This window comes from Microbacterium sp. HM-570, from assembly GCF_054165885.1.
Genome location: NZ_CM135111.1, coordinates 3,309,369 through 3,332,863, shown reverse-complemented (window position 1 = coordinate 3,332,863; position 23,495 = coordinate 3,309,369). Strand labels below are relative to the sequence as shown.

The 23,495-nt window shown below is 68.3% G+C and carries 16 protein-coding genes; 6 read left to right on the top strand and 10 right to left on the bottom strand.

Annotated elements, in window-relative coordinates; translation table 11 throughout:
* Window positions 1-45: 45 nt before the first annotated feature.
* The 4 genes from hrcA to lepA form a co-directional block, all read right to left on the bottom strand.
* Window positions 46-1,086 (bottom strand): heat-inducible transcriptional repressor HrcA, encoded by a 1,041-nt coding sequence (gene hrcA / locus ACT9TC_RS15895; RefSeq protein ID WP_458041406.1) that lies wholly within the window; start codon window positions 1,084-1,086, stop codon window positions 46-48.
* 90 nt (window positions 1,087-1,176) lie between these two features.
* On the bottom strand, window positions 1,177-2,394 hold the full coding sequence (gene hemW, locus ACT9TC_RS15890) for a radical SAM family heme chaperone HemW (protein ID WP_458041405.1): 1,218 nt from the start codon (window positions 2,392-2,394) through the stop codon (window positions 1,177-1,179).
* 1 nt (window position 2,395) lies between these two features.
* On the bottom strand, window positions 2,396-3,046 hold the full coding sequence (locus ACT9TC_RS15885; protein ID WP_458041404.1) for a DUF1990 family protein: 651 nt from the start codon (window positions 3,044-3,046) through the stop codon (window positions 2,396-2,398).
* Window positions 3,047-3,055: 9 nt separating this feature from the next.
* Window positions 3,056-4,912, bottom strand: coding sequence for a translation elongation factor 4 (lepA, locus tag ACT9TC_RS15880; protein WP_458041403.1), 1,857 nt, complete (start codon window positions 4,910-4,912; stop codon window positions 3,056-3,058).
* A 605-nt stretch (window positions 4,913-5,517) separates the two neighbouring features.
* On the opposite strand from lepA, the gene ACT9TC_RS15875 reads away from it, so the two are divergent.
* From ACT9TC_RS15875 to rpsT, 3 genes are all read left to right on the top strand, one after another.
* Window positions 5,518-10,317 carry an ExeM/NucH family extracellular endonuclease gene (locus tag ACT9TC_RS15875; RefSeq protein WP_458041402.1) on the top strand — a complete coding sequence of 1,600 codons (4,800 nt, stop codon included), beginning with the start codon at window positions 5,518-5,520 and terminating at the stop codon, window positions 10,315-10,317.
* 174 nt (window positions 10,318-10,491) lie between these two features.
* Window positions 10,492-11,340, top strand: a complete 849-nt coding sequence (locus tag ACT9TC_RS15870) for an alpha/beta fold hydrolase (protein ID WP_458041401.1) — start codon at window positions 10,492-10,494, stop codon at window positions 11,338-11,340.
* Window positions 11,341-11,462: 122 nt separating this feature from the next.
* Complete coding sequence (gene rpsT / locus ACT9TC_RS15865) at window positions 11,463-11,723, top strand: 30S ribosomal protein S20 (RefSeq protein WP_396643019.1); 261 nt, start codon at window positions 11,463-11,465, stop codon at window positions 11,721-11,723.
* Window positions 11,724-11,880: 157 nt separating this feature from the next.
* Here the strand turns inward: rpsT and holA are convergent, their stop codons facing one another.
* From holA to pabB, 5 genes are all read right to left on the bottom strand, one after another.
* A complete protein-coding gene (gene holA / locus ACT9TC_RS15860; protein ID WP_458041400.1) occupies window positions 11,881-12,936 on the bottom strand; it encodes a DNA polymerase III subunit delta in 1,056 nt (351 codons plus the stop codon).
* 73 nt (window positions 12,937-13,009) lie between these two features.
* On the bottom strand, window positions 13,010-15,349 hold the full coding sequence (locus ACT9TC_RS15855) for a ComEC/Rec2 family competence protein (RefSeq protein ID WP_458041399.1): 2,340 nt from the start codon (window positions 15,347-15,349) through the stop codon (window positions 13,010-13,012).
* Between the two features lie 2 nt (window positions 15,350-15,351).
* A complete protein-coding gene (locus ACT9TC_RS15850) occupies window positions 15,352-16,035 on the bottom strand; it encodes a ComEA family DNA-binding protein (RefSeq protein WP_458041398.1) in 684 nt (227 codons plus the stop codon).
* Between the two features lie 186 nt (window positions 16,036-16,221).
* On the bottom strand, window positions 16,222-18,840 hold the full coding sequence (gene leuS, locus ACT9TC_RS15845) for a leucine--tRNA ligase (protein WP_458041397.1): 2,619 nt from the start codon (window positions 18,838-18,840) through the stop codon (window positions 16,222-16,224).
* A gap of 102 nt (window positions 18,841-18,942) precedes the next feature.
* Window positions 18,943-20,286 carry an aminodeoxychorismate synthase component I gene (pabB, locus tag ACT9TC_RS15840; protein WP_458041396.1) on the bottom strand — a complete coding sequence of 448 codons (1,344 nt, stop codon included), beginning with the start codon at window positions 20,284-20,286 and terminating at the stop codon, window positions 18,943-18,945.
* A gap of 41 nt (window positions 20,287-20,327) precedes the next feature.
* Between pabB and ACT9TC_RS15835 the strand changes: the two genes are divergently transcribed.
* Together ACT9TC_RS15835 and ACT9TC_RS15830 are read left to right on the top strand one after the other, a co-directional pair.
* Window positions 20,328-20,993, top strand: a complete 666-nt coding sequence (locus ACT9TC_RS15835) for a DedA family protein (RefSeq protein ID WP_458041395.1) — start codon at window positions 20,328-20,330, stop codon at window positions 20,991-20,993.
* A 5-nt stretch (window positions 20,994-20,998) separates the two neighbouring features.
* Window positions 20,999-22,033, top strand: a complete 1,035-nt coding sequence (locus tag ACT9TC_RS15830) for an App1 family protein (protein WP_458041394.1) — start codon at window positions 20,999-21,001, stop codon at window positions 22,031-22,033.
* A 143-nt stretch (window positions 22,034-22,176) separates the two neighbouring features.
* Here ACT9TC_RS15830 and ACT9TC_RS15825 read toward each other — a convergent pair whose 3' ends face one another.
* On the bottom strand, window positions 22,177-22,992 hold the full coding sequence (locus tag ACT9TC_RS15825) for a helix-turn-helix domain-containing protein (RefSeq protein WP_458041393.1): 816 nt from the start codon (window positions 22,990-22,992) through the stop codon (window positions 22,177-22,179).
* 49 nt (window positions 22,993-23,041) lie between these two features.
* Here ACT9TC_RS15825 and ACT9TC_RS15820 point away from each other — a divergent pair, with 49 nt between their 5' ends.
* The gene (locus ACT9TC_RS15820; protein WP_458041392.1) at window positions 23,042-23,464 is read left to right on the top strand and encodes a DUF2000 family protein; all 423 of its coding nucleotides are present in this window, start codon (window positions 23,042-23,044) and stop codon (window positions 23,462-23,464) included.
* Window positions 23,465-23,495 lie beyond the last annotated feature (31 nt).

The window sequence follows — 23,495 nt, the reverse complement described above, 5'->3', positions numbered from 1 at the left end:
CTTTCACAGATATCCGGCGACGCTCGGCCGTCCGGTGTGCGTCCGTTAGCGGGACGACTCGTCTTCGTCGAGCATGCGCGATAGGTAGCGCGCGACGGCTCGGGCTGCCGCCAGGTTGCTCGGGTAATCCATCCGGGTCGGACCCATCACGCCCACGCGGGCCATGGATCCGGATGTCTCGTAGTCACTCGTGACGATGGATGCCTCGGCGAGGCCCCATGGTTCGTTCTCGCGACCGATGCTGGCCGCCAATCCCTGGCTGTCGGCGACCATCTCGCTCATGAGTCGGATCAGCGTGACCTGCTCCTCGATCGCCTCGAGCAACGGATAAATGCTGCCACGGAAGTCGGTCTCGCGCCGCGCGAGGTTGGCGGCGCCGGCCATGACGAGACGGTCTTGCCGGAACTCTTCGAGCTCCTCCGACAGCACATGCGCGACCTGGACGAGCGCGGCGTCGATGACCGGAGCGGCCGGGTCGGCCTGCACGCGCAGCGCCTCGACCCGCTCCGCGGCGACGCCCACGGCCAGCCCGGTGAGGAGCGCCGCGAGTCGCGTCCGAAGAACCGGAATGTCTTCGTCATCCAGAGGCACCGTGAGCGGCGCGATCCGCTGCGAGACCCGGCCGGTGTCGGTGACCAGGATGACGAGCAGGCGCTGGGGCGCGAGCGAGACGAGTTCGACGTGCGTGACATGCGCATTGGCGAACGACGGATACTGCACGACAGCGACCTGTCCGGTCAGCTGCGACAGAACGCGGACCGTTCGCGCGAGCACATCGTCGAGATCGCCCGTGCCTCCGAGAAAGCTCGAGATGGCGGTCCGTTGCGCGGGCGAGAGCGGACGGACTTCGGCCAGGTGATCGACGAAAACCCGGTAGCCCTTATCGGTCGGAACGCGGCCTGACGACGTGTGCGGGGCGACGATCAGTTCTTCGTCTTCGAGCAGCGCCATGTCATTGCGGATCGTCGCTGCCGACACCCCGAAAGCGTGCCGCTCGACGATCGAACGGCTGCCGACCGGTTCGTGCGTTGCGACGTAGTCCTGGACGATCGCCCGGAGGACCTGCAGGCCTCGTTCGTTGACCATGCATCCCCCTTCCGCTGGCACTCGTGAAGTCTGAGTGCCAATTCTAACGCGTCGGGAGGCGTCGGCGCTGTTGCGGCGCGGTCGGCGGATTTACGGCAGCAGCGCCCGTACGACAGTGTCGGCGAGCAGCCGCCCCCGCAGCGTCAGCACGATGCGACCCCGCAGGGCATCGGATGCCTCGACCAGGCCGTCCGCGATCAGCCCGGCAACCGCCACGCGCGACGCGGAAGGCACACGATCGAGCGCGAGCCCCTCGCGAATGCGCGACTCCAGCAGCACCCGTTCCAACGCGGTGGCCGCGGCATCCGGTCTCTCGCGTCCCGCCGCGGGTGACTCCCCCGCCGCGAGGCGTTGCGCGTATGCCGCCGGATGCTTGACGTTCCACCAGCGCAGCCCACCGACGTGGCTGTGGGCACCGGGACCGAAGCCCCACCAGTCCTGGCTGCGCCAGTAGTTGAGGTTGTGCTGAGAGCGATTCTCGGGCGTCCGCGCCCAGTTGCTCACCTCGTACCAGTCATACCCGGCGGCACTGAGGCGAGCATCGGCGGCTTCGTACATGTCGGCCTGCAGGTCGTCGTCGGGGGCGACCAGCTCACCGCGACGGATGCGTCGGTGCAGCGGCGTGCCCTCCTCCACGATCAGGGCGTAGGCCGAGACGTGATCGGGGTCCTGCGCGAGCGCCGACTCGAGCGACCGGGTCCAGTCGTCCAGCGACTCCCCCGGTGCCCCGTAGATCAGGTCGAGGCTCACGGCCAGACCCGCGGCGCGGGCCGTCCGGACGGCGGTGGCAACGTTCTCGGGATTGTGGGTGCGGTCGAGCGCCGCGAGCACGTGCGGCACGCTCGACTGCATGCCGATCGACAGGCGTGTGACGCCGGCCGCGGCGAGGGTGTCTGCGACCTCGGTGGTCATGGTGTCGGGGTTCGCCTCGACCGTGATCTCGGCGCCGGGCATCAGCCCGAACGCGTCACGAACATCGCCGAGCATCCGCGCGAGATCGCGCGCGGGCAGGAGCGTCGGCGTGCCCCCGCCGATGAAGACCGTCGATGCGGGACGGAGAGCCCCCGCATCCGTCAGCACGCGGCGCGCGATCGTGATCTCGCCCGACAGCGTCTCGGCATAGGAGTCCTGCCGCACGCCGCGCAACTCGGTCGCGGTGTACGTGTTGAAGTCGCAGTATCCGCAGCGCACGCGGCAGAACGGAACGTGCAGGTAGACGCCGAAATCCGCCGCGGGGTCGAGGGCGAGATCCCGCGGCAGCGCACCGTCGGCGGGTGCGGGATCGCCGACGGGAAGGGGGCCGGCCACGTCAGGAGGGGGTCGTGTACAACGGCGAGATGGCCTGCAGATACCGTGTGAAGAGCTGCCGACGGCGACGGCGCACGAGGCCCTTCATCATGCGGTACGTGGTCGCGGCGGGCGCGTCGAATGCCCGCACGGTGAACCAGACCTCGTCGTTCGGCAACCAGTCGACCATGAAGGACTCTTCACCCCGGACGACGGAGCTACCTACCGTACCGAGCGCGAACCCCACCCGGCGCGTCTCCTCGACCACGAAGATCACGCGTAGCTCGGCATCCGCGCGCAACCCGCCGATCCGACCCCGCACGTGCACGTTGGTGCCCGCGCCGACGAACGGCGTGCCGTCGGCGTCGAAGCGCTGGTCGGCCTCGGTGCGCGACGGCGCGAGGGCGTTGCCCTCTTCGTCGAAGCTCACGCCGGAGTACATGGGACCGGATGCGGGGCGCACATCCGAGAGGCGGAGCCCCGCGCCGCGCACGGCACCCCACGACAGCAGCGATTCACTCGCTGCCTGGAAGCGTGCCTCACCCGAGCCGATCCGCAGCGTCTCTTCGGCAGGGATGCTCCGCTCGGGTGGAAAGTGCATCAGGTCGGCGGCCTGAGTCGCGCCGACCGCCGCGTAGTTCACCGTGTCGTCCTTGAACGTCCCGCGCCGCATCATGCGAGCCTACTTGGCCTTCGTTTCGGTGTCCCCCGACAGCGCCGCGATGAACGCCTCCTGCGGAACCTCGACGCGGCCAACCATCTTCATGCGCTTCTTGCCCTCTTTCTGCTTCTCCAGCAGCTTGCGCTTGCGGCTGATGTCGCCGCCGTAGCACTTGGCGAGAACGTCCTTGCGCATGGCGCGGATCGACTCGCGGGCGATGATCCGGGCGCCGATCGCGGCCTGGATGGGCACCTCGAACTGCTGGCGCGGGATCAGCTTCTTCAGCCGCTCGGTCATGAGCACGCCGTAGGCGTAGGCCTTGTCGCGGTGCACGATGGCGCTGAACGCGTCGACCGCCTCACCCTGCAGCAGGATGTCGACCTTGACCAGGTCCGCTTCCTGGTCGCCGCTCGGTTCGTAGTCGAGCGAGGCGTAGCCGGCGGTCTTGGACTTGAGGTGATCGAAGAAGTCGAAGACGATCTCACCGAGCGGGATCGTGTAGCGGATCTCGACGCGGTCCTCACCCAGATACTCCATTCCGAGGAGCGTTCCGCGGCGCTGCTGGCACAGCTCCATGATCGTGCCGACATAGTCCTTCGGCGCGAGTATCGCGGCCTTGACCATCGGCTCGGTGACGCTGGCGATCTTGGTGCCCGAGGGGAACTCGCTCGGGTTAGTCACCGTGAACGTCTTCTTGTCGTCCGTCATGACCTCGTACGTCACCGACGGCGCGGTCGAAATCAGGTCGAGGCCGAACTCGCGCTCGAGGCGCTCCGTGACGATCTCGAGGTGCAGCAGCCCGAGGAATCCGCAGCGGAAACCGAAGCCGAGGGCGACGGATGTCTCGGGTTCGTAGTTGAGCGAAGCATCCGACAGCTTGAGCTTGTCGAGCGCCTCGCGCAGCACCGGGTAGTCGCTGCCGTCGATCGGGTACAACCCCGAGAAGACCATGGGCTTCGGGTCTGTGTACCCGGGCAGCGCGTCTTTCGAGGGCTTCGCGGCGTTCGTGACCGTGTCGCCGACCTTGGACTGGCGCACGTCCTTCACACCCGTGATCAGGTACCCGACCTCACCGACCCCGAGCCCCTTGGTGGGGGTCGGTTCGGGCGACGAGACACCGATTTCGAGGAGCTCGTGGATGGCTCGAGTCGACATCATCTGGATGCGCTCGCGGGGCTTCAGCGATCCATCGATCACACGGACATAGGTGATGACGCCGCGATACGAGTCGTAGACGGAGTCGAAGATCATCGCCCGGGACGGCGCATCCGGATCACCCTTCGGTGCCGGGATCTGCGCGACGACCTGGTCGAGCAGCTCCTCGACGCCCATTCCGGTCTTGCCACTCACGCGCAGGACGTCCTCGGGCTTGCCACCGATCAGGCTCGCGAGCTCTTTCGCGTACTTCTCGGGGTCGGCCGCGGGCAGGTCGATCTTGTTCAGCACCGGGATGATCGTCAGGTCGTTCTCGAGCGCGAGGTACAGGTTCGCGAGGGTCTGCGCCTCGATGCCCTGAGCCGCGTCGACGAGGAGGATCGCGCCCTCGCACGCCGCGAGCGAGCGGCTGACCTCGTAGGTGAAGTCGACGTGGCCCGGGGTGTCGATCATGTTGAGTGCGAAGGTCTCGCCGGTTCCGGGCGCGGACCACGGCATACGAACGGCCTGGCTCTTGATCGTGATTCCGCGCTCGCGCTCGATGTCCATGCGGTCGAGGTACTGGGCACGCATATCGCGGTCCGAGACGACGCCGGTGATCTGCAGCATCCGGTCGGCCAGCGTCGACTTGCCGTGGTCGATATGGGCGATGATGCAGAAGTTACGGATGTTCTCGGGCGGCGTTGCGGCGGGCTCGAGAGGCTTCAGGGCGCGGGGAGACATGTCCGCTCGATTCTACGGGGCGGGCGCGTCACGACGAATGACAGGGCTGGCGCCTGCGCCCTCACGCTCCCTGAGCCAGTCGAAGGGAGCGCAGCAACCCCGCGCGCGCCGGGCGGTGCGCGAACATCCGAGAGGAGCGATGCGGCGGATGTGGCCCGCCGAGGTGATTTCCGTTGGTGCTGGGCGGGTTGTTCCTCCGTGATGTACGCGGAGGGCCGGGCCAGCGCGCGGTCAGGCGGTGGACGAGGCGTAAATCTGGAAGGAAATCCGTACGGGAGGTTGCTCACGGGCGGCCTTCTCGCGTGAACCGGACCCGATATTCCTTTCAGAATTGCGCAACCGGGCGGGGACGGTCACTTCGACAGGCTCAGTGCCCGGTTGAGCCACGCTCCCCGAGTCGAAAGAAGCGATCCGCGAGAGCCCGACGGCGCATCGTAACCCGGGCCTTTCGAAACACGCCAGGAAAGCATTAGTAAACAAACGATGAGAGTTTGTTCACCACATCGATACTTGCGCAATCGCCTGATTGCAACGAATGCTCAATGGTGCGGCCGGTTCCCCCGCGATCTCCCCAGGATCGTGACCAAGCCGCGTGGAGACGACACGTGACGAGTAATCGGCAACCCCTGCCCCCAACATCCCCGCTCGCAACCTCCCCCGCACCGCAACGCTCGCGCGGTCGCCGCTTCGCCGCGATCATCGCGGTGTCGGCGACGACGCTTGCCGGCATCGGCGCGGCTCCCCTCGCGGCGTCCGCAGCCGTGAGCCCCGACGCCGCGATCGTGATCAGCGAGGTCTACGGCGGTGGCGGCAACTCCGGCGCGACCTACACGAACGACTTCATCGAGCTGTTCAACACCAGCGACGAGGCCGTCACCATCGACGGATGGACCGTTCAGTACGCATCGACCGCGGGGAACAGCTGGGCGCGCACGCCCCTGACCGGCTCGATCGAGCCCGGTGAGTACTACCTCGTGCAGCAGGCCGCGGGCTCCGGCGGGACGGACGCTCTGCCGACGCCCGACACCACCGGCACGATCGCGATGAGTGGCACGGCCGCAAAGGTAGCGCTCGTCTCCTCCGACGTCGCCCTGACCGGCGCTACCGGTAATGCCAGCGGCGCCGCATCCGTCGTCGACTTCGTCGGGTGGGGACCTGCCAGCGACTTCGCCGGCAGCGCGCCCGCGCCCGGTACCCAGAACGCCACGAGCGCATCGCGAAGTGCGCAGAACGCGAACACCGCCGACAACGCCGTCGACTTCACGGTCGGAACGCCTACCCCCACCGCTTCGGGTGCCGAGACGCCGGAAGAGCCGGTCGACCCCGAGGAGCCGGTCGACCCGGAAGAGCCCGTCGACCCGGAGGACCCCCAAGAGCCGACCGTTGTCGCGATCGACGCGATCCAGGGCACCGGCGACGCTTCGCCGCTCGCCGGTCAGACCGTCACGACGGAGGGCGTCGTCACGGCGCACTACCCGACGGGCGGCTTCAACGGGTATGTGATCCAGACCGCCGGAACCGGCGGCACGCTCGACCTCACCACACACACGGCCTCCGACGCCGTCTTCGTCTACGCGCCCGGCGCGGTGGGCGAGGTCTCCCCCGGCCAGACCGTGCGCGTCACCGGCGTGGTGACCGAGTTCAACGGGCTCACCGAACTAACCGTCGCGCCCGGCGCGGCCACCGTCATCGAGGCGGGCATCACACCCGTTGCTGCGACGGTCGGTTGGCCCACGGATGCTGCCCAGCGCGAGGCTCTCGAGTCGATGCTCGTGCAACCGCAGGGTGACTTCACCGTGTCGAACACGTACTCGACCAACCAGTACGGAGAAGTCGGACTCGCTTCCGGCACGACGCCGCTGCGTCAGCCGTCGGATGTCGCACGGCCGGGTACGCCCGAGGCGGCGGCAGTCGCGGCCGAGAACGTTGCTCGGGCGGTGACCCTCGACGACGGCACCTCGATCAACTTCCTGAGCGCCGCGAACGCGGGCTTGACCCCCGCGTGGGTCTCGCTCGTCGAGCCGCTCGTGGTCGGAGCATCCGCGACCTTCTCGGCACCCGTGGTCGTCGACTACCGCAACAACACGTGGAAGCTCAACCCCACGGCGCCCATGACGACGGATGGCTCGGGCACCGATGGCGTGCAATTCTCGAACCCGCGCACCGCGGCCCCCGAGGCCGTCGGCGGCGATGTCAGCGTCGCGTCGTTCAACGTTCTGAACTACTTCACGACGCTCGGCGACGAGAACGCCTCGTGCTCGGCCTACACGACCGCCGCGGGTGAGCCCGTGACGGTGCGCACCGGCTGCGACCAGCGCGGAGCCTGGGACGACGCCGACTTCGAACGTCAGGAGTCGAAGATCGTCGCGGCCATCGAGGCACTGGACGCCTCCGTAGTGGGCCTGATGGAGATCGAGAACTCCGCCGCCCTCGGCGAGACGGCCGACGAAGCGACGGCAACCCTCGTCGCTGCTCTGAACGACGCGGCGGGGACCGAGAAGTGGGCGTTCGTGCCCTCGTCGGACGAACTCCCCGACGCATCCGGACAGGACGTCATCACCAACGCGATCATCTACCAGACGGCCCTCGTCGAGCGGGTGGGCGAATCGCGTGCCCTCGGCAATCAGAGCGAGACAGGCGAGGCGTTCCAGAACGCTCGCGAGCCGATCGGACAGGTGTTCGCGCCGGCAGATGGCGGAGACAACTTCCTCTTCGTGGTGAACCACTTCAAGTCGAAAGGTTCGGCCGGCCCCTGGCCGGGCGACGCCGACACGGGCGACGGACAGGGCTCGTCGAACGAGTCGCGTGTGCGTCAGGCTACGGCGTTGCGCGACTGGGTCGCCGAGATCCAGGGCGACACCGAGGCGGTCCTGCTCGCAGGTGACTTCAACTCGTACAGCCAGGAAGACCCGCTGCAGGTGCTATACGACGCGGGCTACGCGAACGCGGGAGACGCGCTCGAGATCGACTCGTCCAGCTACTCGTTCTCGGGACTGTCGGGCTCGCTCGACCACATCATGCTGAACGACGCGGCACTCGCCCGCTCCACGGGCGGCGACATCTGGAACATCAACTCGGGTGAATCCGTCGCGCTGGAATACAGCCGCTACGGCTACCACGGCACGCTCTTCTACGAGGATGGCCCGTACCGTTCGTCCGACCACGACCCGGTGATCGTCGGCCTCACCGCCGAAGAACCGCCGGTCGAGTTGACGCTGCTCGGCATCAACGACTTCCACGGTCGTATCGATGCCAACACGGTGAACTTCGCCGGAACCATCGAGCAGCTGCGGGATGCCGCATCCGGACCCACCCTGTTCCTCTCGGCGGGCGACAACATCGGCGCTTCGCTGTTCGCCTCGTCGGTCGCGCAGGACCAGCCGACGATCGACGTGCTCAACGCGCTCGAGCTCGAGACATCCGCCGTGGGCAACCACGAGTTCGACCGCGGATTCGATGACCTCGCGGGACGCGTGACCGACGAATCGGACTTCTCGTACCTCGGGGCGAACGTCTACGAAGCCGGCACCGAGACTCCCGTTCTACAGGAGTACGAGTTGATCGAGGTCGACGGCCTGACCGTCGGCGTCATCGGCGCCGTGACCGAAGAGACGCCGACCCTGGTCTCGCCCGCGGGCATCACTTCGCTCAGCTTCGGCGACCCTGTGGAAGCCGTCAACCGCGTCGCGGCCGAGCTGTCGGACGGCGATGAGAGCAACGGCGAAGCCGACGTGCTCGTGGCGACGTACCACGAGGGTGCTGGCGCCGGGACACCGGAAGGCGCGACCCTCGAGAAGGAGATCGCCGGTGATGGTGCCTTCGCGGCCATCGTGGAGGACACGGCGGCCGAGGTCGACGCGATCTTCACCGGACACACGCACAAGGAGTACGCGTGGTCGGCGGCGATCCCCGGCACCGACCGGACGCGCCCGATCGTCCAGACGGGTTCGTACGGCGCCAAGATCGGCAAGATCACGCTGACGATCGACCCCGAGACGGGTGACGTCCTGGGTCACGCTCAAGAGAACGTCGCGCGTACCACGACGCCCGCCGCCGAGCTCATCACGACGTACCCACGGGTCTCAGCGGTGAACGACATCGTCACGCAAGCGCTCGCCAACGCGGCCGAGGTCGGCAACACGGCGGTCGCACAGATGTCGGGCGACATCACGACGGCGTACGTCGGCGGCTCGTTCGTGACTGGTGTGTGGACCGGTGGCTCGCGGGATGACCGTGCGTCGGAGTCCGCGCTCGGCAACCTCGTTGCGGGTTCGATCCTCGACTCGCTGTCGGCGCTGCCGAACGGTGCGCAGATCGGTGTGACGAACCCGGGCGGTCTGCGGGCCGACCTGTTCGACACGCAGGCCGAGTTCGGCGCGAGCGCCGTGGCGGGGATGCCGGACGGCACGATCTCGTTCTCGCAGGCGAACGCGGTCCAGCCGTTCAACAACACGCTGGCGCTGGTCACCCTGACCGGTGAGCAGTTCACAACGCTGCTCGAACAGCAGTGGCAGCGGGATGCGCAGGGCAACGTGCCGAGCCGCCCGTACCTGCAGCTCGGCCTGTCGGACAACGTGACCTACACGTTCGACCCGACGCTGCCCGAGGGCTCGCGGATCACCTCCGTGACGATCGACGGCGCGCCGCTCGACCCCGCGGCGGAGTACCGCATCGGTACGGCATCGTTCCTCGCGACCGGTGGCGACAACTTCCGGATCTTCACCGAAGGATCGGACTACGTCGACACCGGCCTGCTCGACTACGAGGCATGGATCGACTTCCTCGCCGAGGGTTCGCCGGTCGCGCCGTCGTACGCCAAGCAGGGCGTGGCCGTGCAGGGTGCCCCGGAGTCGGCTGTCGCCGGGACCGAGGTCTCGTTCGGCGTGTCGGGGCTGAACATGACGAGCCTCGGCACGCCCGAGACGACGTCGCTCGAGGTATCTCTCGGTGGCCAGGTGCTGACGACCGTGCCGGTCACGGCCGGTTCTGCGACGGTCACGGTTACGATCCCCGCGGGGACAGCGGACGGGGCATCCGCCCTCGTCCTGACGTCCGCCACGGGAACGACCGTCACGGTGCCGCTCACGATCGAGCAGCCGGTGCCGCTCGTGACGAGCAAGACGACGCTGGTCGCCCTGCCGCCGCTGCAGATCAACGGTCTGCTGCACGCGACCCTCATCGGGTACGTGTCGGTTTCTGACGGACGCGCGTCTGGCACGGTTGTGTTCCGCGAGGGCTCGAAGGTTGTGGCCGAGGTCAAGGTCAGCCGCCTCGGGCTCGCGTCGGTGACGCTGCCGCGTCTCAGCCGCGGGAAGCACCAGTACACCGCGGAGTTCGTCCCCGCGGATCCCGGTGCCGTCGAGGGTTCGACGAGCAAGAAGGTGGGCGTGCGGGTGCTGTTCTAGCCCGCCGCGCCCGCGCTCCCGGAACCGCCCCTCGCGACCTCTCGCGGGGGCGGTTCCGTGCCGCGCGCTGCTGCTCCGGATCCGCTCGCCTGGCAGTAGTCGGGGTCTACACCGGCGCGAAGGCCCGACTACTGCCAGGCGAGCAGACCTGCGCGGCGAAGTTACGCTGGAGGCATGACGGTGCAGGTGGTTTTCGTCCACGGAATTCGCACGTCAGCGACGATGTGGCGGGCTCAGGTCGAGCACCTCGAGGCGCGCGGCATCGGGGCACACGCGATCGATCTACCCGCACACGGCACGCGCATGGGCGAAACGTTCGACATCAACGAGGCCTTCGCAACCATCGACCGCACGGTGCACCGCGCTGCCGAAGACGGCCCCGTGCTGCTCGTCGGTCACTCCATGGGCGGGCTGCTCTGCACCGAGTACGTGGGTGGCCTCGAGCATCCGCCCGTGGCCGCCTTCATCGGAGCCGGATGCACCGCTCTGCCTCGCACCGCGGGACTATCGGCGTATCGAGCGCTCGCCGGCAGCTTCAACCGTCTGCCCGACCGCGGAATGTGGCTGACGAACAAGGTGCTCGACCGCACACTGCCCGCTGACACGCGCCTCGATTTCGGCGCCGGCGGTTATGCCCTCGACGCACAAGATGCCACCCTGCGCTCGCTCTCGATCCTCGACCTGCTGACAGCGTTGCGGCGCATCGAGGTACCGGTGTGGTTCATCAACGGGCAGTACGACCAGATGCGGCTGAACGAGCGGTTGTTTCTGAGGCTGAAGCCCGAGGCCGAATTGGTCGTCGTGCCGAGGACGAGCCACCTCGTCACCGCGATGCGTCCGCGCGTCTTCAACGCGCTGCTGGACCTCGCCATCGCCACTATCGAGGCGGGCGGGACGGATGCCGCGGGCGAGACCAACGCCGACGATGTTGATGGTGCCGACGCCGACACCGTCACCGACACCGACACCGACACCGACACCGACGCTGGCGGTCGTCGGGCGCGCAGGGTTCCGCGGCGGTGACCTGCTAGACTCTTTGATTGGCTTGCGTGTGGGTATCCCACCCTCACGATCGCTGCCTGGCAGCCCTCTTCTGCCGGCCGGCAAACACATCCAAACTCTCCTCGAACGAAAGACTCGACACAGTGGCAAATATCAAGTCGCAGATCAAGCGCAACAAGACCAACATCAAGGCGAACGAGCGCAACAAGGCGGTCAAGACGCAGCTCAAGACGGCTATCCGTCGCACCCGTGAGGCTACCGCCGCCGGCGACAAGGCCGCCGCCGAGGCAGCCCTCGTCACCGCGACCAAGAAGCTCGACAAGGCCGTCAGCAAGGGTGTCATCCACCAGAACCAGGCCGCGAACCGCAAGTCGGCTATCGCCAAGCAGGTTGCTGCGCTCTGATCTGAACGCATTCACGAAGGCCTGTCCCCCAGGGGGCGGGCCTTCGTCGTTGGTGCCGCCGCGGGTCGAGGGGGCCGGCTCACCTGGCACTCGTTGCGGGCTGAGCGGGGTACAGCTCGCAACTACTGCCAGGGGAACGGTTCAGTGACCGCGCGGGTCAGCGGCGGGGCGCGCGACCGCCGGGGAACGGCGTGCGGGTCGCCACGACCGTCAGCAGCCGCTCGAGCGCGAACACCGGATCGCGCGATGCGCCCTTGACTTCGGCATCCGCACGCGCGGCGGCCTGAATGGCCATCCCGAGCTGGTCGTCGCTCCAGCCGACCAGGTCGCGTCGGGCACGATCGACCTGCCAGTCCTTCATGCCGAGGCGTGCGGCCAGTTGTGCGGATGACTCACGCGTTCCGGCCACTCGCGCCATGGACCGCAGCTTCGACGCGAGCGCGGCGACCATCGGCACGGGGTCGGCACCCGAGGCGAGAGCATGGCGGAGCGCAACGAGAGCTTCGCCGTAGCGTCCGGCGATCGCGGTATCGGCGACGGCGAACGCGGATGTTTCGACCCGGCCACCGTAGTAGCGCTGAACGATCTCGGGGGTGATGTCGCCATCCACGTCGGCGATGAGCTGCTGACAGGCGGCGGCGAGCTCGGTGAGGTCGTCTGCGAAGGCCGAGGTGAGCGCCCGGAGGGCGGGCGGCGCGATGCGGTGCTGCGCGGCCTGGAACTCACCCGCGGCGAAGTCGTAGCGGTCGGAATCGCGCTTGACGGCCGCACACGCGATCTCGATTCCTCCGCCCTGGCCGCTGCGGATCGCGTCGAGCAGCTTCTTGCCGCGGACGCTCGCACCCGTGTGGCGCAGAACGACGGTCGCACCCTCCTGCGGCTGAGCGAGGTACGACAGGGCCTCGGCGAGGAATTCGTCCGTACACTTCTCGACCCCCCCGATCCGGACGAGGCGCGGCTCGCCGAACAGAGACGGCGACGTGACCCCGAGCAGGGTCCCGGGGGCGTAAGCATCGGCGCGAACGTCCGACACTTCGAGCGACGGATCCTCGGCGCGCAGGTAGTCGCGAAGGCCCGCGATCGCGCGCTCGGCGCACACCTCTTCGGGCCCCGAAACGAGGACGATCGGGGCCGGCTCGGGCCGACGCCACGACAGTTGTGGGATGCGGCTCGCGGCCGCTTTAGCCGGTGTCCGAGCCGATCGTGTCGCCATCCCCCCAGCCTACTGACGGCGACCGACAGCGGCGGTCACCGCGAGGACGGCTCCGACCCGGGAGTCAGCCGATTCACCCACCACCCTCGCGCCACACCTCGAGCCCCCCATCCACGCGGCGCACGAGGCCCAGACCATCGACATCAGACCGCACGATCGTCGCGCCCGCGCTGGTGAGCAGGTCCAGGATCTCGGTGCGCGGATGCCCGTAGTCATTTTCCGCGCCGACGCCGATGAGAGCGAGGGATGCGTCGACGACCCGGTAAAGATCTGCGTCCTGGTCCGCGCTGCCATGATGGGCGACCTTCACGACGTCGTACGTTCCGCGCACTCGACCCGTTGCCCGGAGGGCGCGCTGAGCGGTTGCCGAGACGTCCCCGAGGTACAGGCCGCGAGGCATCCCGTCGTCCGTGCGCGCAACGTCGAGCACGAGGCTCAGATCATTGCCCGGATCGAACGGCGACCGTCCGGAGCTCGGCCAGAGGATCTGCCACCGGGCCGCGCCCAACGAGCCGGACATTCCCGCCGTCCCGTGCACGGCTCGGGCACCGGCCGAGACGAGGTCGCCAATCATCCGCTCCTCCGCCGCTTCGCCCGTTGGTCCGTGGATGACTGTGCCGATGCGGCCGCGCACGGCATCCACCGCTCCGACGTGGTCCGAGTCGAAGTGGGTGAGAACGAGCAGGTCGACGTAGGCCACCCCGACCCGGGCCAGGCAATCCTCGAGCAGCCCGACATCGGCACCCGTGTCGATCAACGCCACCCGGCCGGCCGAGCGGAGCAGCACAGCGTCGCCCTGCCCGATGTCGCACTGGGCGATGCTCCACTCTGCGGGCACCGTCAGCGGCGCGAGCGGCCGGTCGAGCAGCACTCCCCCGACGGCAACCCCGGATACCGCGACCACGATGAACGTGATGCCCGCCCGCGCGCGTCGGGCCAGCGCCGTCCGCGGCCGAACCACGAGCGCGAATACCAGCGCCGCGCTGGCTACGGCGAGTGCGACCGCCCCCACCACGCCACCCGGCCACGGCAGGTTCGCACCGGGGAAATCGGCGAGGACCGCCGCGACGCCCGCGATCCAGGATGCGGGAACCCAGGCGATCCACGTCAGAAGATCCGCAAGCGGCGGCACGAAGCCGAACAGACAAGCCGCGAGCCCGACGAGCGTCGCAACGGGCGCGGCCGGTCCCGCGAGCAGGTTCGCGACGACGCCATATGCCGGAATTCTCGGATCGATCAGCACGAGCAGGGGCCCGCACGCCAGCTGCGCGGCGGCCGGAACAGACAGGGCGATCGCGAGGGGTGCCGGCAGGACGCGCGAAAACGCCGCGGCGAGGGGACGACTCAGCACAAGCAGTCCCGCGGTCGCCGCGGCCGACAGCGCGAAGCCGAGCGAGTGCGACAACCACGGGTCGCTGATCAGCAAGACCCCGATGGCCAGTGCGAGCACGGTGAGCCCCGCGCCTGCCCGGTCCACAGCGAGCGCGAGCAGCGCGATCGTGGTCATCGCGGCCGCCCGCATGACGCTCGGCTCGGGTGTCACGAGCAGGACGAAGCATCCGAGAGCAGCGAGTGACAGCAGGATGCGGATTAACCGCGGCATCCGTAACAACCCAGTCAGGGCGAATGTCAGCGCCACGACAACCGCGCAGTTCGCGCCCGACACCGCGGTCAGATGGCTGAGCGAACTCGTGCGCATCTGCTCGCTGAGCGCATCCCCAACGGCGGAGGTGTCTCCGACCGCGAGTCCCGGAACGAGCCCACCGCCCGCACCGGGCAACGTCGAAGCTCGGTCGACGAAACTCCTGCGCAGGTCTGCGGTCACGCCCAGTGCACCCGGCGGTGCCGCTTCGACCTCGACGGCGGTCGCGAAGACGATGAGCACGGCCCGATCCCCCGCATCCGTCTGACGCGCCGCGCCCCGCACAGTCACGCTGCTTCCGAGATCCAGCGCATCCCGGGCTTGCATGTCGGCCAGCACACTGGCGTCGGCCCAGATGACGAGCGGGACGGATGTCTCCAGCTGCCGTCCGCCTGCCCGCACAACTTGCGTGTCCACCTCGAAACGCACCGAGTCCCCCGTCGCCGGCTCGATCTTGGTGCTCACGATCGCCTCGACAACCAGGGCGCGACCCCCATCCCCCGCGAAGGCGATCACCTGCGCCCGTGCTCCGTCGGCGATCGCGACCTGAGCCGCGACACATCCGGAGAGAACGATCGAGAGGGCCGCGATGAGCAACGCAAGGGACGGGCGACGGACAAGCCCGACCATGACCAGCACGAGCAGGGCGGTGGCGACGAGAGGCACCCACGCGGCGGCGGAAGGAATGACAACCAGAACGAGCGCGGTAACCCAAGCGGCGACCGCCGGGACGACCAGCGGGTGCTGACTACGGGATCTGCGCCCGGCCACGTTCACAGCACAACGAGGGGCCGGAGCGACTCGAGCATCTTCTCGCCGATGCCCGGCACCGACAGCAGATCGTCGACCGCCGAGAAGCGTCCGTTCGTGTCGCGCCACTCGATGATCCGCTGAGCGATGGCCGGGCCCACCCGCGGCAGGGTGTCGAGTTCGGCGACGGTGGCCGTGTTGAGGTTCACGCGGGCATCGCTCGCCGTCCCGCCACTGCCGGAGGCGGCGGCCGGCGCCTGCCCGACGACCGGCACGACGATCTGCTCACCATCGGACAGCGGACGCGCCAGGTTTACTCCGGCATCGTCGGCGCCCTCCGCGAATCCGCCCGCCGCGGCGACGGCGTCGACCAAGCGCGCGCCGGCCTCGAGCCGATACAGTCCGGGCCGAGCTACGGCGCCCGACACGTGCACGTAGAGAACGCTCGCCGACACGTCCCCGCCCGCGAGGCCTGACGCCTCCTCGCCTGCGAGGCCCGACGAATCGTCGAGCGGAACCACCTCGGGTGAACTCGTCCCGGACTGCACGATCCCGACCACCACCGTTGTGCCCAGCGCAACGAGCAAAACGACCACGACCGCACCCACCATCGCCCGGGCGCGCGGCGAGGCGCGCACATAGGCGTCTTCCGCGCCGCTCAGGGAGTCGTCGTCGGCGGCCGAGTTCGGAGGGTTGTCGCGCGCCACGCCGTCACGCTACGGATGCCGCGGCCCCCACCATCCGCTCACCGCTCACATCGGTGGCACCTCGCGCGCCCTCCCCGCTGGGGAGGACACGACGGCGCAAGCGCGAGACTTCAGCAATGTCAGCTTTTCACCCTCGAAACGTGACACAGGTGAAGTCTCGCGCTCAGGGGGCCAGGGGCGCGGGGATCAGGCGGGGCGGGTCGCGATCGAGACGACCTTCGGGGCGCGCACGATGACCTTGACGATCTCGCGCTCGCCGATCGCCCGCACGATCCGCTCGTCGGCGCGGGCGAGCTTCTCGAGCTCCTCCGTGCCGATGCGAGCAGGCACCTCGAGGGTGCCGCGCACCTTGCCGTCGACCTGCACGACCGCGGTCACGTTCTCTTCGACCAGCAGCATGGGGTCGGCCTGGCGCCAGGGCACGAGACCGACGAAGGGCTTGTAGCCGAGCAGCTCCCACATCTCTTCGGCCGTGTGCGGCGCGAACAGGTCGAGGACCATCGCGGTGACCTCGGCGGCCTCGCGAACGGCGGGGTCGGTGGGTCCCGCGCCCGTGTCGATGACCTTGCGCGTCGCGTTGACGAGCTCCATCAGGCGCGCGATGACGACGTTGAACTTGGTCTGCTCGACGAGGTTCGGGGCATCCGCGAGCAAGCGATGGGTCACGCGGCGGAGGGCGGGATCGCCCTCGGCCCAGATAACGCTGGGGTCACTGTCGACGTCGTTCGCCACGCGCCAAGCCCGGGCGAGGAACTTCTGCGCACCACCGGTCGAGACATCCTCCCACTCGATGTCGTCCTCGACGGGGCCCGCGAAAGCGATCGCGACGCGCACCGCGTCGGCACCCGGGGACTCCATGCTCGCGGCAAATTCGACCAGGTTGCCCTTGCTCTTCGACATCTTCGTGCCACCGAGCGTCACCATGCCCTGGTTGATCAGCGACGAGAACGGCTCGGTGAAGTCCACCAGACCCATGTCGAACAGCACCTTGGTGATGAAGCGTGCATAAAGCAGGTGCAGGATGGCGTGCTCGACGCCACCGATGTACGAATCGACGGGCGCCCAGCGCTGGGCCTCGCGCGGGTCGAATGCCTTCTCGTCGTTGCCCGGCGAGAGAAAGCGCAGGAAGTACCACGAGCTGTCGACGAACGTGTCCATCGTGTCGGGGTCGCGACGGGCGGGTGCACCGGAGGCCGGGTCGACCGTGTTGACCCAGTTCTCGGCGGCACCGAGGGGTGAGGCACCCTTGGGCGTGAGGTCGAGACCCTGCACGTCGGGCAGACGGATCGGGAGCTGGTCTTCGGAAACCGGCACGATCGAGCCGTCGTCCATGTGCAGCATGGGGATGGGCGTGCCCCAGAAACGCTGGCGCGAGATCAGCCAGTCGCGCAGGCGGTACGACTTCGCCGCGCGACCCTTTCCGATCGACTCGAGCTGTTCGACACTGCGGGCGATGGCCGTGCGCTTCGAGAGCCCGTCGAGCGGACCCGAATTGATCATGCGTCCCTCCCCCGTCAGGGCGACGCCCGTGCGTGCGGGGTCGATGTCGTCGAGACCGGATGCGTCGGCACCCGGATCGATCGGAACGCCCTCGTCGTCGAGCTCGATCACCGGAATCGCCCCCGTGATCGGGGCGGCGGTGTCGACCACGACGGTGATCGGCAGGTCGAACGCGCGGGCGAAGTCGAGGTCGCGCTGGTCGTGCGCGGGCACGGCCATGACGGCGCCGTGACCGTAATCGGCGAGGACGTAGTCGGCCGCCCAGATCGGCAGGCGGGCGCCGTTGACCGGGTTGATCGCGTAGCGGCCCAGGAAAACACCGGTTTTCGGGCGATCCGTGCTCTGACGCTCGATATCGGTCGCACGGCGGACGTCTGCGAGATAGGCGACGAAACGCTCGGCCACCTCAGCATCGGCGCCGGCTACCAGTTCCTGCGCGAGATCGGAATCGGGCGCGACGACGAAGAACGTCGCGCCGTAAAGCGTGTCGGGGCGCGTCGAGAACACCGTCACGGTGTCGGGGTGACCCTCGATCTCGAAGTCGATGTCGGCACCGATAGAGCGACCGATCCAGTTGCGCTGCATCTGGATGACCTTCTGCGGCCAGAATCCCTCGAGCTGGTTGAGGTCATCGAGCAGACGGTCGGCGTAGTCGGTGATCTTGAAGAACCATTGCGTGAGCTTCTTCTTCTCAACCATCGCGCCGCTGCGATCGGACGTGCCATCCGGCAGCACCTGCTCGTTGGCCAGCACGGTCTGATCCACCGGGTCCCAGTTGACCAGGGCATCTTTGCGGTAGGCGAGCCCACGCTCGTAGAGCTTCAGGAACAGCCACTGGTTCCAGCGGTAGTAGTCGTCGTCGCTCGTGTGGAGCACGCGACTCCAGTCGTATGACGTGCCGAAGGCGCGCAGGCTCGTCTTCTGCTGCCCGATGTTCGCGTAGGTCCACTCACGCGGGTCGACGCCGCGCTGGATGGCCGCGTTCTCGGCGGGCAAGCCGAACGAGTCCCACCCGATCGGGTTGAGCACGTTATAGCCGCGGTGGCGCCAGAAGCGGGCCACCGTGTCGACGTAGGCGTAATTTTCGGCGTGGCCCATGTGCATGTCGCCCGAGGGGTAGGGGAACATCCCGAGCACGTACTTACGGGGGCGGGTGTCGCCCTCTCCCCCGGCCCGGAACGGGTCTTTCGCCTCCCACGCGGCCTGCCACTTCGCCTGGATCGCGGCGGCGTCGTAGCGCGCGCCGTCGCCCTGGGCATCGCCGGGGGCGTCGGGAGCGTTGTCGGTGGGAACGGTCTGGGACACAGAAAACCAATCGAGCGGGGGGTTCGGGATGCGCACAGGCGCTTTCCAGGTTACCGGACCCGCCTGCGCCGCTCGCCGGGCGGTAGATGAGCGCGGTTGCCCCTACCAGCCGGCGGGCAGCGCGGCGCCGAGCGCGGCGAGTGGTGCCCGCACCTTGATGCCGACCTCGCGCACCTCTTCGAGAGGAACGGACGACCAGGTGATGCCGCCGCCCGCTCCGACGACGGCGTGGCCATCGCGCATGACGATCGAGCGGATGACCATGGCGAGATCGAGGGTGCCGTCGAGGCCGATCCACCCGAAGCATCCGGCATAGATCCCGCGCTCCCCCACCTCGAGCTTCTGCAGGATGGTCATGGCCGAGAGTTTCGGCGCCCCCGTCATCGACCCCGCCGGAAAGGCGCGGTCGAGAAGTTCGCCGACCGTGCTGCCCGGGCGCAGCTGCCCCGATACCGTGCTGACGAGCTGATGGACGTGCGGGTACGTCTCCACCGCGAGCAGCGCCTCGACCCGCACGGTGCCGACCTCGCACACCCGTGACAGGTCGTTGCGCATCAGGTCGACGATCATGACGTTCTCGGCGCGCTCCTTCTCGCTCGCGAGCAGTTCGCGGGCGAGGGCAACATCGGCTTCGGGGTCGGCGCCCCGCGGCCGGGTGCCCTTGATCGGGCGCGTGCGCACGATGCCGTCGCGAACGCCGAGAAACTCCTCGGGACTCGCGCTCAGCAGGCTGACTCCGCCGATCCGCACGAACCCGCCGTGATGTGCGGGGCTCGAGCCGCGCAGTCGTCTATAGACAGAGACCGGAGAATCGGATGTCTCGACCTCGAACCGCGTCGTCAAGCACAGCTGGTAGGCATCACCCGCGCGGATCGCGTCGTGGCACTGTGCGATCAGGGCCTCGTACTCGACGGGGGTGTGCCGGGAGGTGGCGGACCGCTGTACGGGGGACGCGGACGCGGGGTCGACGGGCGCGACAGGCTCGGCTGTCACGCTCGCGGCCGCTCGGACCTCCTCCGCCCACGACGCCGACTCCGTCCCGGACGAAACGGCCCACGCCCGGCGGCCGGCGTGATCAAAGGCGAACCAGGCGCTGACGTGCATCCACGCATCCTCGCCTGCTTCCCCCGTGGCGCCGCGGGCCGGGGCACCGGCGCGCTCGGCCGCGACGTCGTACGCGAACCAGCCGACCCAACCGCCCCGAAACGGGCCCGCGGGCCACTCGCGGTCTGGGCCATCCGCTTCGCCGGCAGCCCCGGCCAGGTGAATATCCCGTACCTCGGCGACCGCCGAGGGCAGGCCAAATCCGACGAAACTCCAGCCTGATTCGGCGTCGGCACCGGCGTCCAACCAGAAAACGTTCGGATGCGACGATTCCAGGGCTGCGAACGCCTCGGCGGGCTCGATCCAGTCGGCGAGCGACTCGACGTCGAGATCCTGTGGCACGCACCCAGGGTACGGGTACCTGAGCATCGTAGGCTCGACGCGTGAACGAGTTCCTCTCGTGGCTGCTGGACTCGGTCCAGAGCGTCGACCCGGTGTTGCGGACATTGCTCGCGGGCGTTGCGATCATGCTCGAGACGAGCATCCTGATCGGTCTCATCGTTCCCGGCGACACCATCGTGATCGTCGCCGCGACCGCGGTGTCGTCGCCGATCGAGGGCGTCCTGCTCGGGGTAGCCGTCGTGATCGGGGCACTCATCGGCGAGAGCATCGGGTTCTGGATCGGACGATGGCTGGGCCCACGCATCCGCGCCTCTCGTCTCGGCGCGCGTATCGGTGAGAAGAACTGGGAACGATCGGAGCGCTACCTCCGGCGTCGCGGCGGGCCGGCGATCTTCCTGTCGCGCTTCCTCCCCGTGCTGCACTCACTCGTACCGCTGACGGTCGGGATGAGCGCCTACCCCTATCGGCGCTTTCTGGCGTGGACAGCACCCGCCTGCATCCTCTGGGCAACGCTCTACGTCTCCGTCGCGGCGGCCGCCGCCGGCACGTATCGCGAACTGGCCGACACCGTGCACTTCGCGGGCTACCTGTTCGTCGGCATCATCGTGCTGTTCATCGTGCTCGTTTTTGTTGGCAAGAAGGTCATCGAACGTATCGAACGCCGTCACCTGCACGATGAGGATGCACCGGAGGGCATGAAAGACTGAGGTCGATGCCCACTTCGACGCAGGCCCCCGCTCGTCCCGCCAAGATCCTCTGGTTGGCAAGACTCGAGCACCGATTTCATGCCTGGCGCGAGAAGCGTGCTCGCCGCCGCGGGTTGAGCGCGAGCATCGTCCCGTTCCCCGGGTACGGCGGCGAGGGTTGGGTGCGCGTCGTCGGACGAGTCTTGATCGTCCGCCCACCCCGCGACACGAAGTCGGGTGAGATCAGCAGCCTCCGCGGATGGCGCAGCTTCGTCGGCATCCCCGTCGGCTACTCCGAGGTGAAGATCACGATCGCGGGTCGCACGCACACCGTCGTGTCTGACCGCGGGGGCGTGGTCGACACGGTCATACAAGCCGAGCTCGAGCCCGGGTGGCAGACGCTCGAACTGTCCGTCGAGAACAGCAAGCCCGTAGAGGCGCGCGTGTTCATCGTCGGGTCCGATGTGAAGTTCGGCGTGGTGTCGGATGTCGATGACACCGTCATGGTGACGGCGCTCCCCCGTCCCCTCGTCGCCGCGTGGAACTCGTTCGTCGTCGACGAGCACGCTCGTCTGCCCGTTCCGGGCATGGCCGTGCTGCTCGAGCGGTTGGTGCGTAGTCACCCCGGCGCCCCGATGATCTACCTCTCCACCGGGGCGTGGAACATCGCGCCGACGCTGACTCGCTTCCTCTCCCGACACCTCTTCCCGCCGGGCGGCATCCTGCTGACCGACTGGGGTCCCACGCACGACCGGTGGTTCCGCAGTGGCCGCGAGCACAAGCTCGACAACCTGCGCCGCCTCGCTGAGGAGTTCCCGCAGGTGCAGTGGCTACTCATCGGCGACGACGGGCAGCACGACGAGTCGATCTACACGGAGTTCGCGAAGGATCACTCGGGGCACGTCGCCGCCGTTGCGATCCGTCGCCTCTCGACCACCGAGGCCGTGCTGGCCGGTGGACGTCAGACCATCGACGATCATTCGGATGCCCAGGCCCCGTGGGTCACGGCGTCGGACGGCGCGGGCATCCTCGACAAGTTGGAGCGCGCGGGCCTCGTCTGACCCTCGACGCGGACAACACTCCGGAGAACCTTGCGCGAACCGCCCGGATCGGAGCTATAAAGGCCTCTGCTGACGAGTTCCACCGGAATGTGGTCCGGTGCCCCGGCACAAGCATCGCTCGGACCGGCCGACAGAGGACCCGTTCACGCAATGGGCGATGGCACGGTGCCCGGCCCTGTTCCGTCTCGCGCGAAACGCGCGGGGGTGGTGCCGAGCACCCGACGGAAGTGCCGCGTCAGATGTGCTTGGTCGTGAAATCCGGCCGCCGCGGCGACCGCCGCCGGCCTCATACCTGTGAGCAGCAGACCGCGGGCTACATCAACACGGCGACCCGTCACGTAGCGATGCGGCGGCAGTCCGTAGTGCGCCGTGAACGTGCGCGCCAGGTGGCTCGGGTCGGCGTCCAATAGGCGGCTCGCCTCAACGAGGGTGATCCCCTCGGTCAGCCGCGACTCCAACAGATCGCGGAGCCGACGCGATGCTGCACGGTCTCGGGTCGGCTGCATCGTCCGACCGCGCGCCGCGCCCAGACGGTCAGCGCTCTCGACGAGCGCGCCCTCGGCCGCCAGCTCTTCTCCCGGCGTGGCCAAGGCCCGATGAGCACGACGCGTCGGCTCGAAGATGTCGATCCGATCGGGTTGATCGACCGCGTGTCCCGCCAGAGCTTCCGGTAGCCAGGACGCGTTCAGGTACGCGACGCGCTTGCGAAAGCCCGCGCTGTCGGGCGCCGCGCGTCCGTCGTGGGCAATTCCGGGAGGAAGAAGTGTTGCCGAGCGAGCATCCGCGATCCTCGGTCGTCCACCGAGTCCGTAGGCGACGGCTCCCTCGTCCACCAGCATCAACGTCCAGTCCGCGTGGGTGTGGGCCGGGTAGGCGTGGAGGGTCATCCGGGCGTGCAGCACCTCGCGCACGGCAGGCACGGCCGGGTGCCAAGCCCGCATCCACGTGTCGGGATCCATGCCAGAAACGTACAAGACGCGACGCATGCCGGGGGCCGAGGATCGGAGCATGGTTGACGAACTCGTGCGCTTTCCCACCCGCATCGCCCTCGTGTTGCGGGATGATCTCGAGCCGTGGCAGACGGTCAACGTCGCCGCGTTCCTCTCGAGCGGGATCGCCGCTGATGTCACACTTTTCGGCGATCCCTACGCGGATGCGGATGGCACGGAGTACCTGGCGATGCTGGGGCAACCGGTCATGGTGATGCAGGGAGATGTCGAGACACTTCGAGCCGTGCGCGCCAAGGCGGTCGCTCGCGAGATTCGCGTGGCCGTCTATGTGAAAGGGATGTTCGCGACGGGGCATGACGCGGCGAATCGAGAAGTGGTCGCGGCATCCGCGGGCGCTGACCTCGATCTGGTGGGAGTCGCTATCCACGGTCCGAAAAACGTCGTCGATCGCATCCTCAAGGGCGTGCCGCGGCACCGGTAACAGCCGCGGGGCGTCGGAGGCCCGGCGTAGG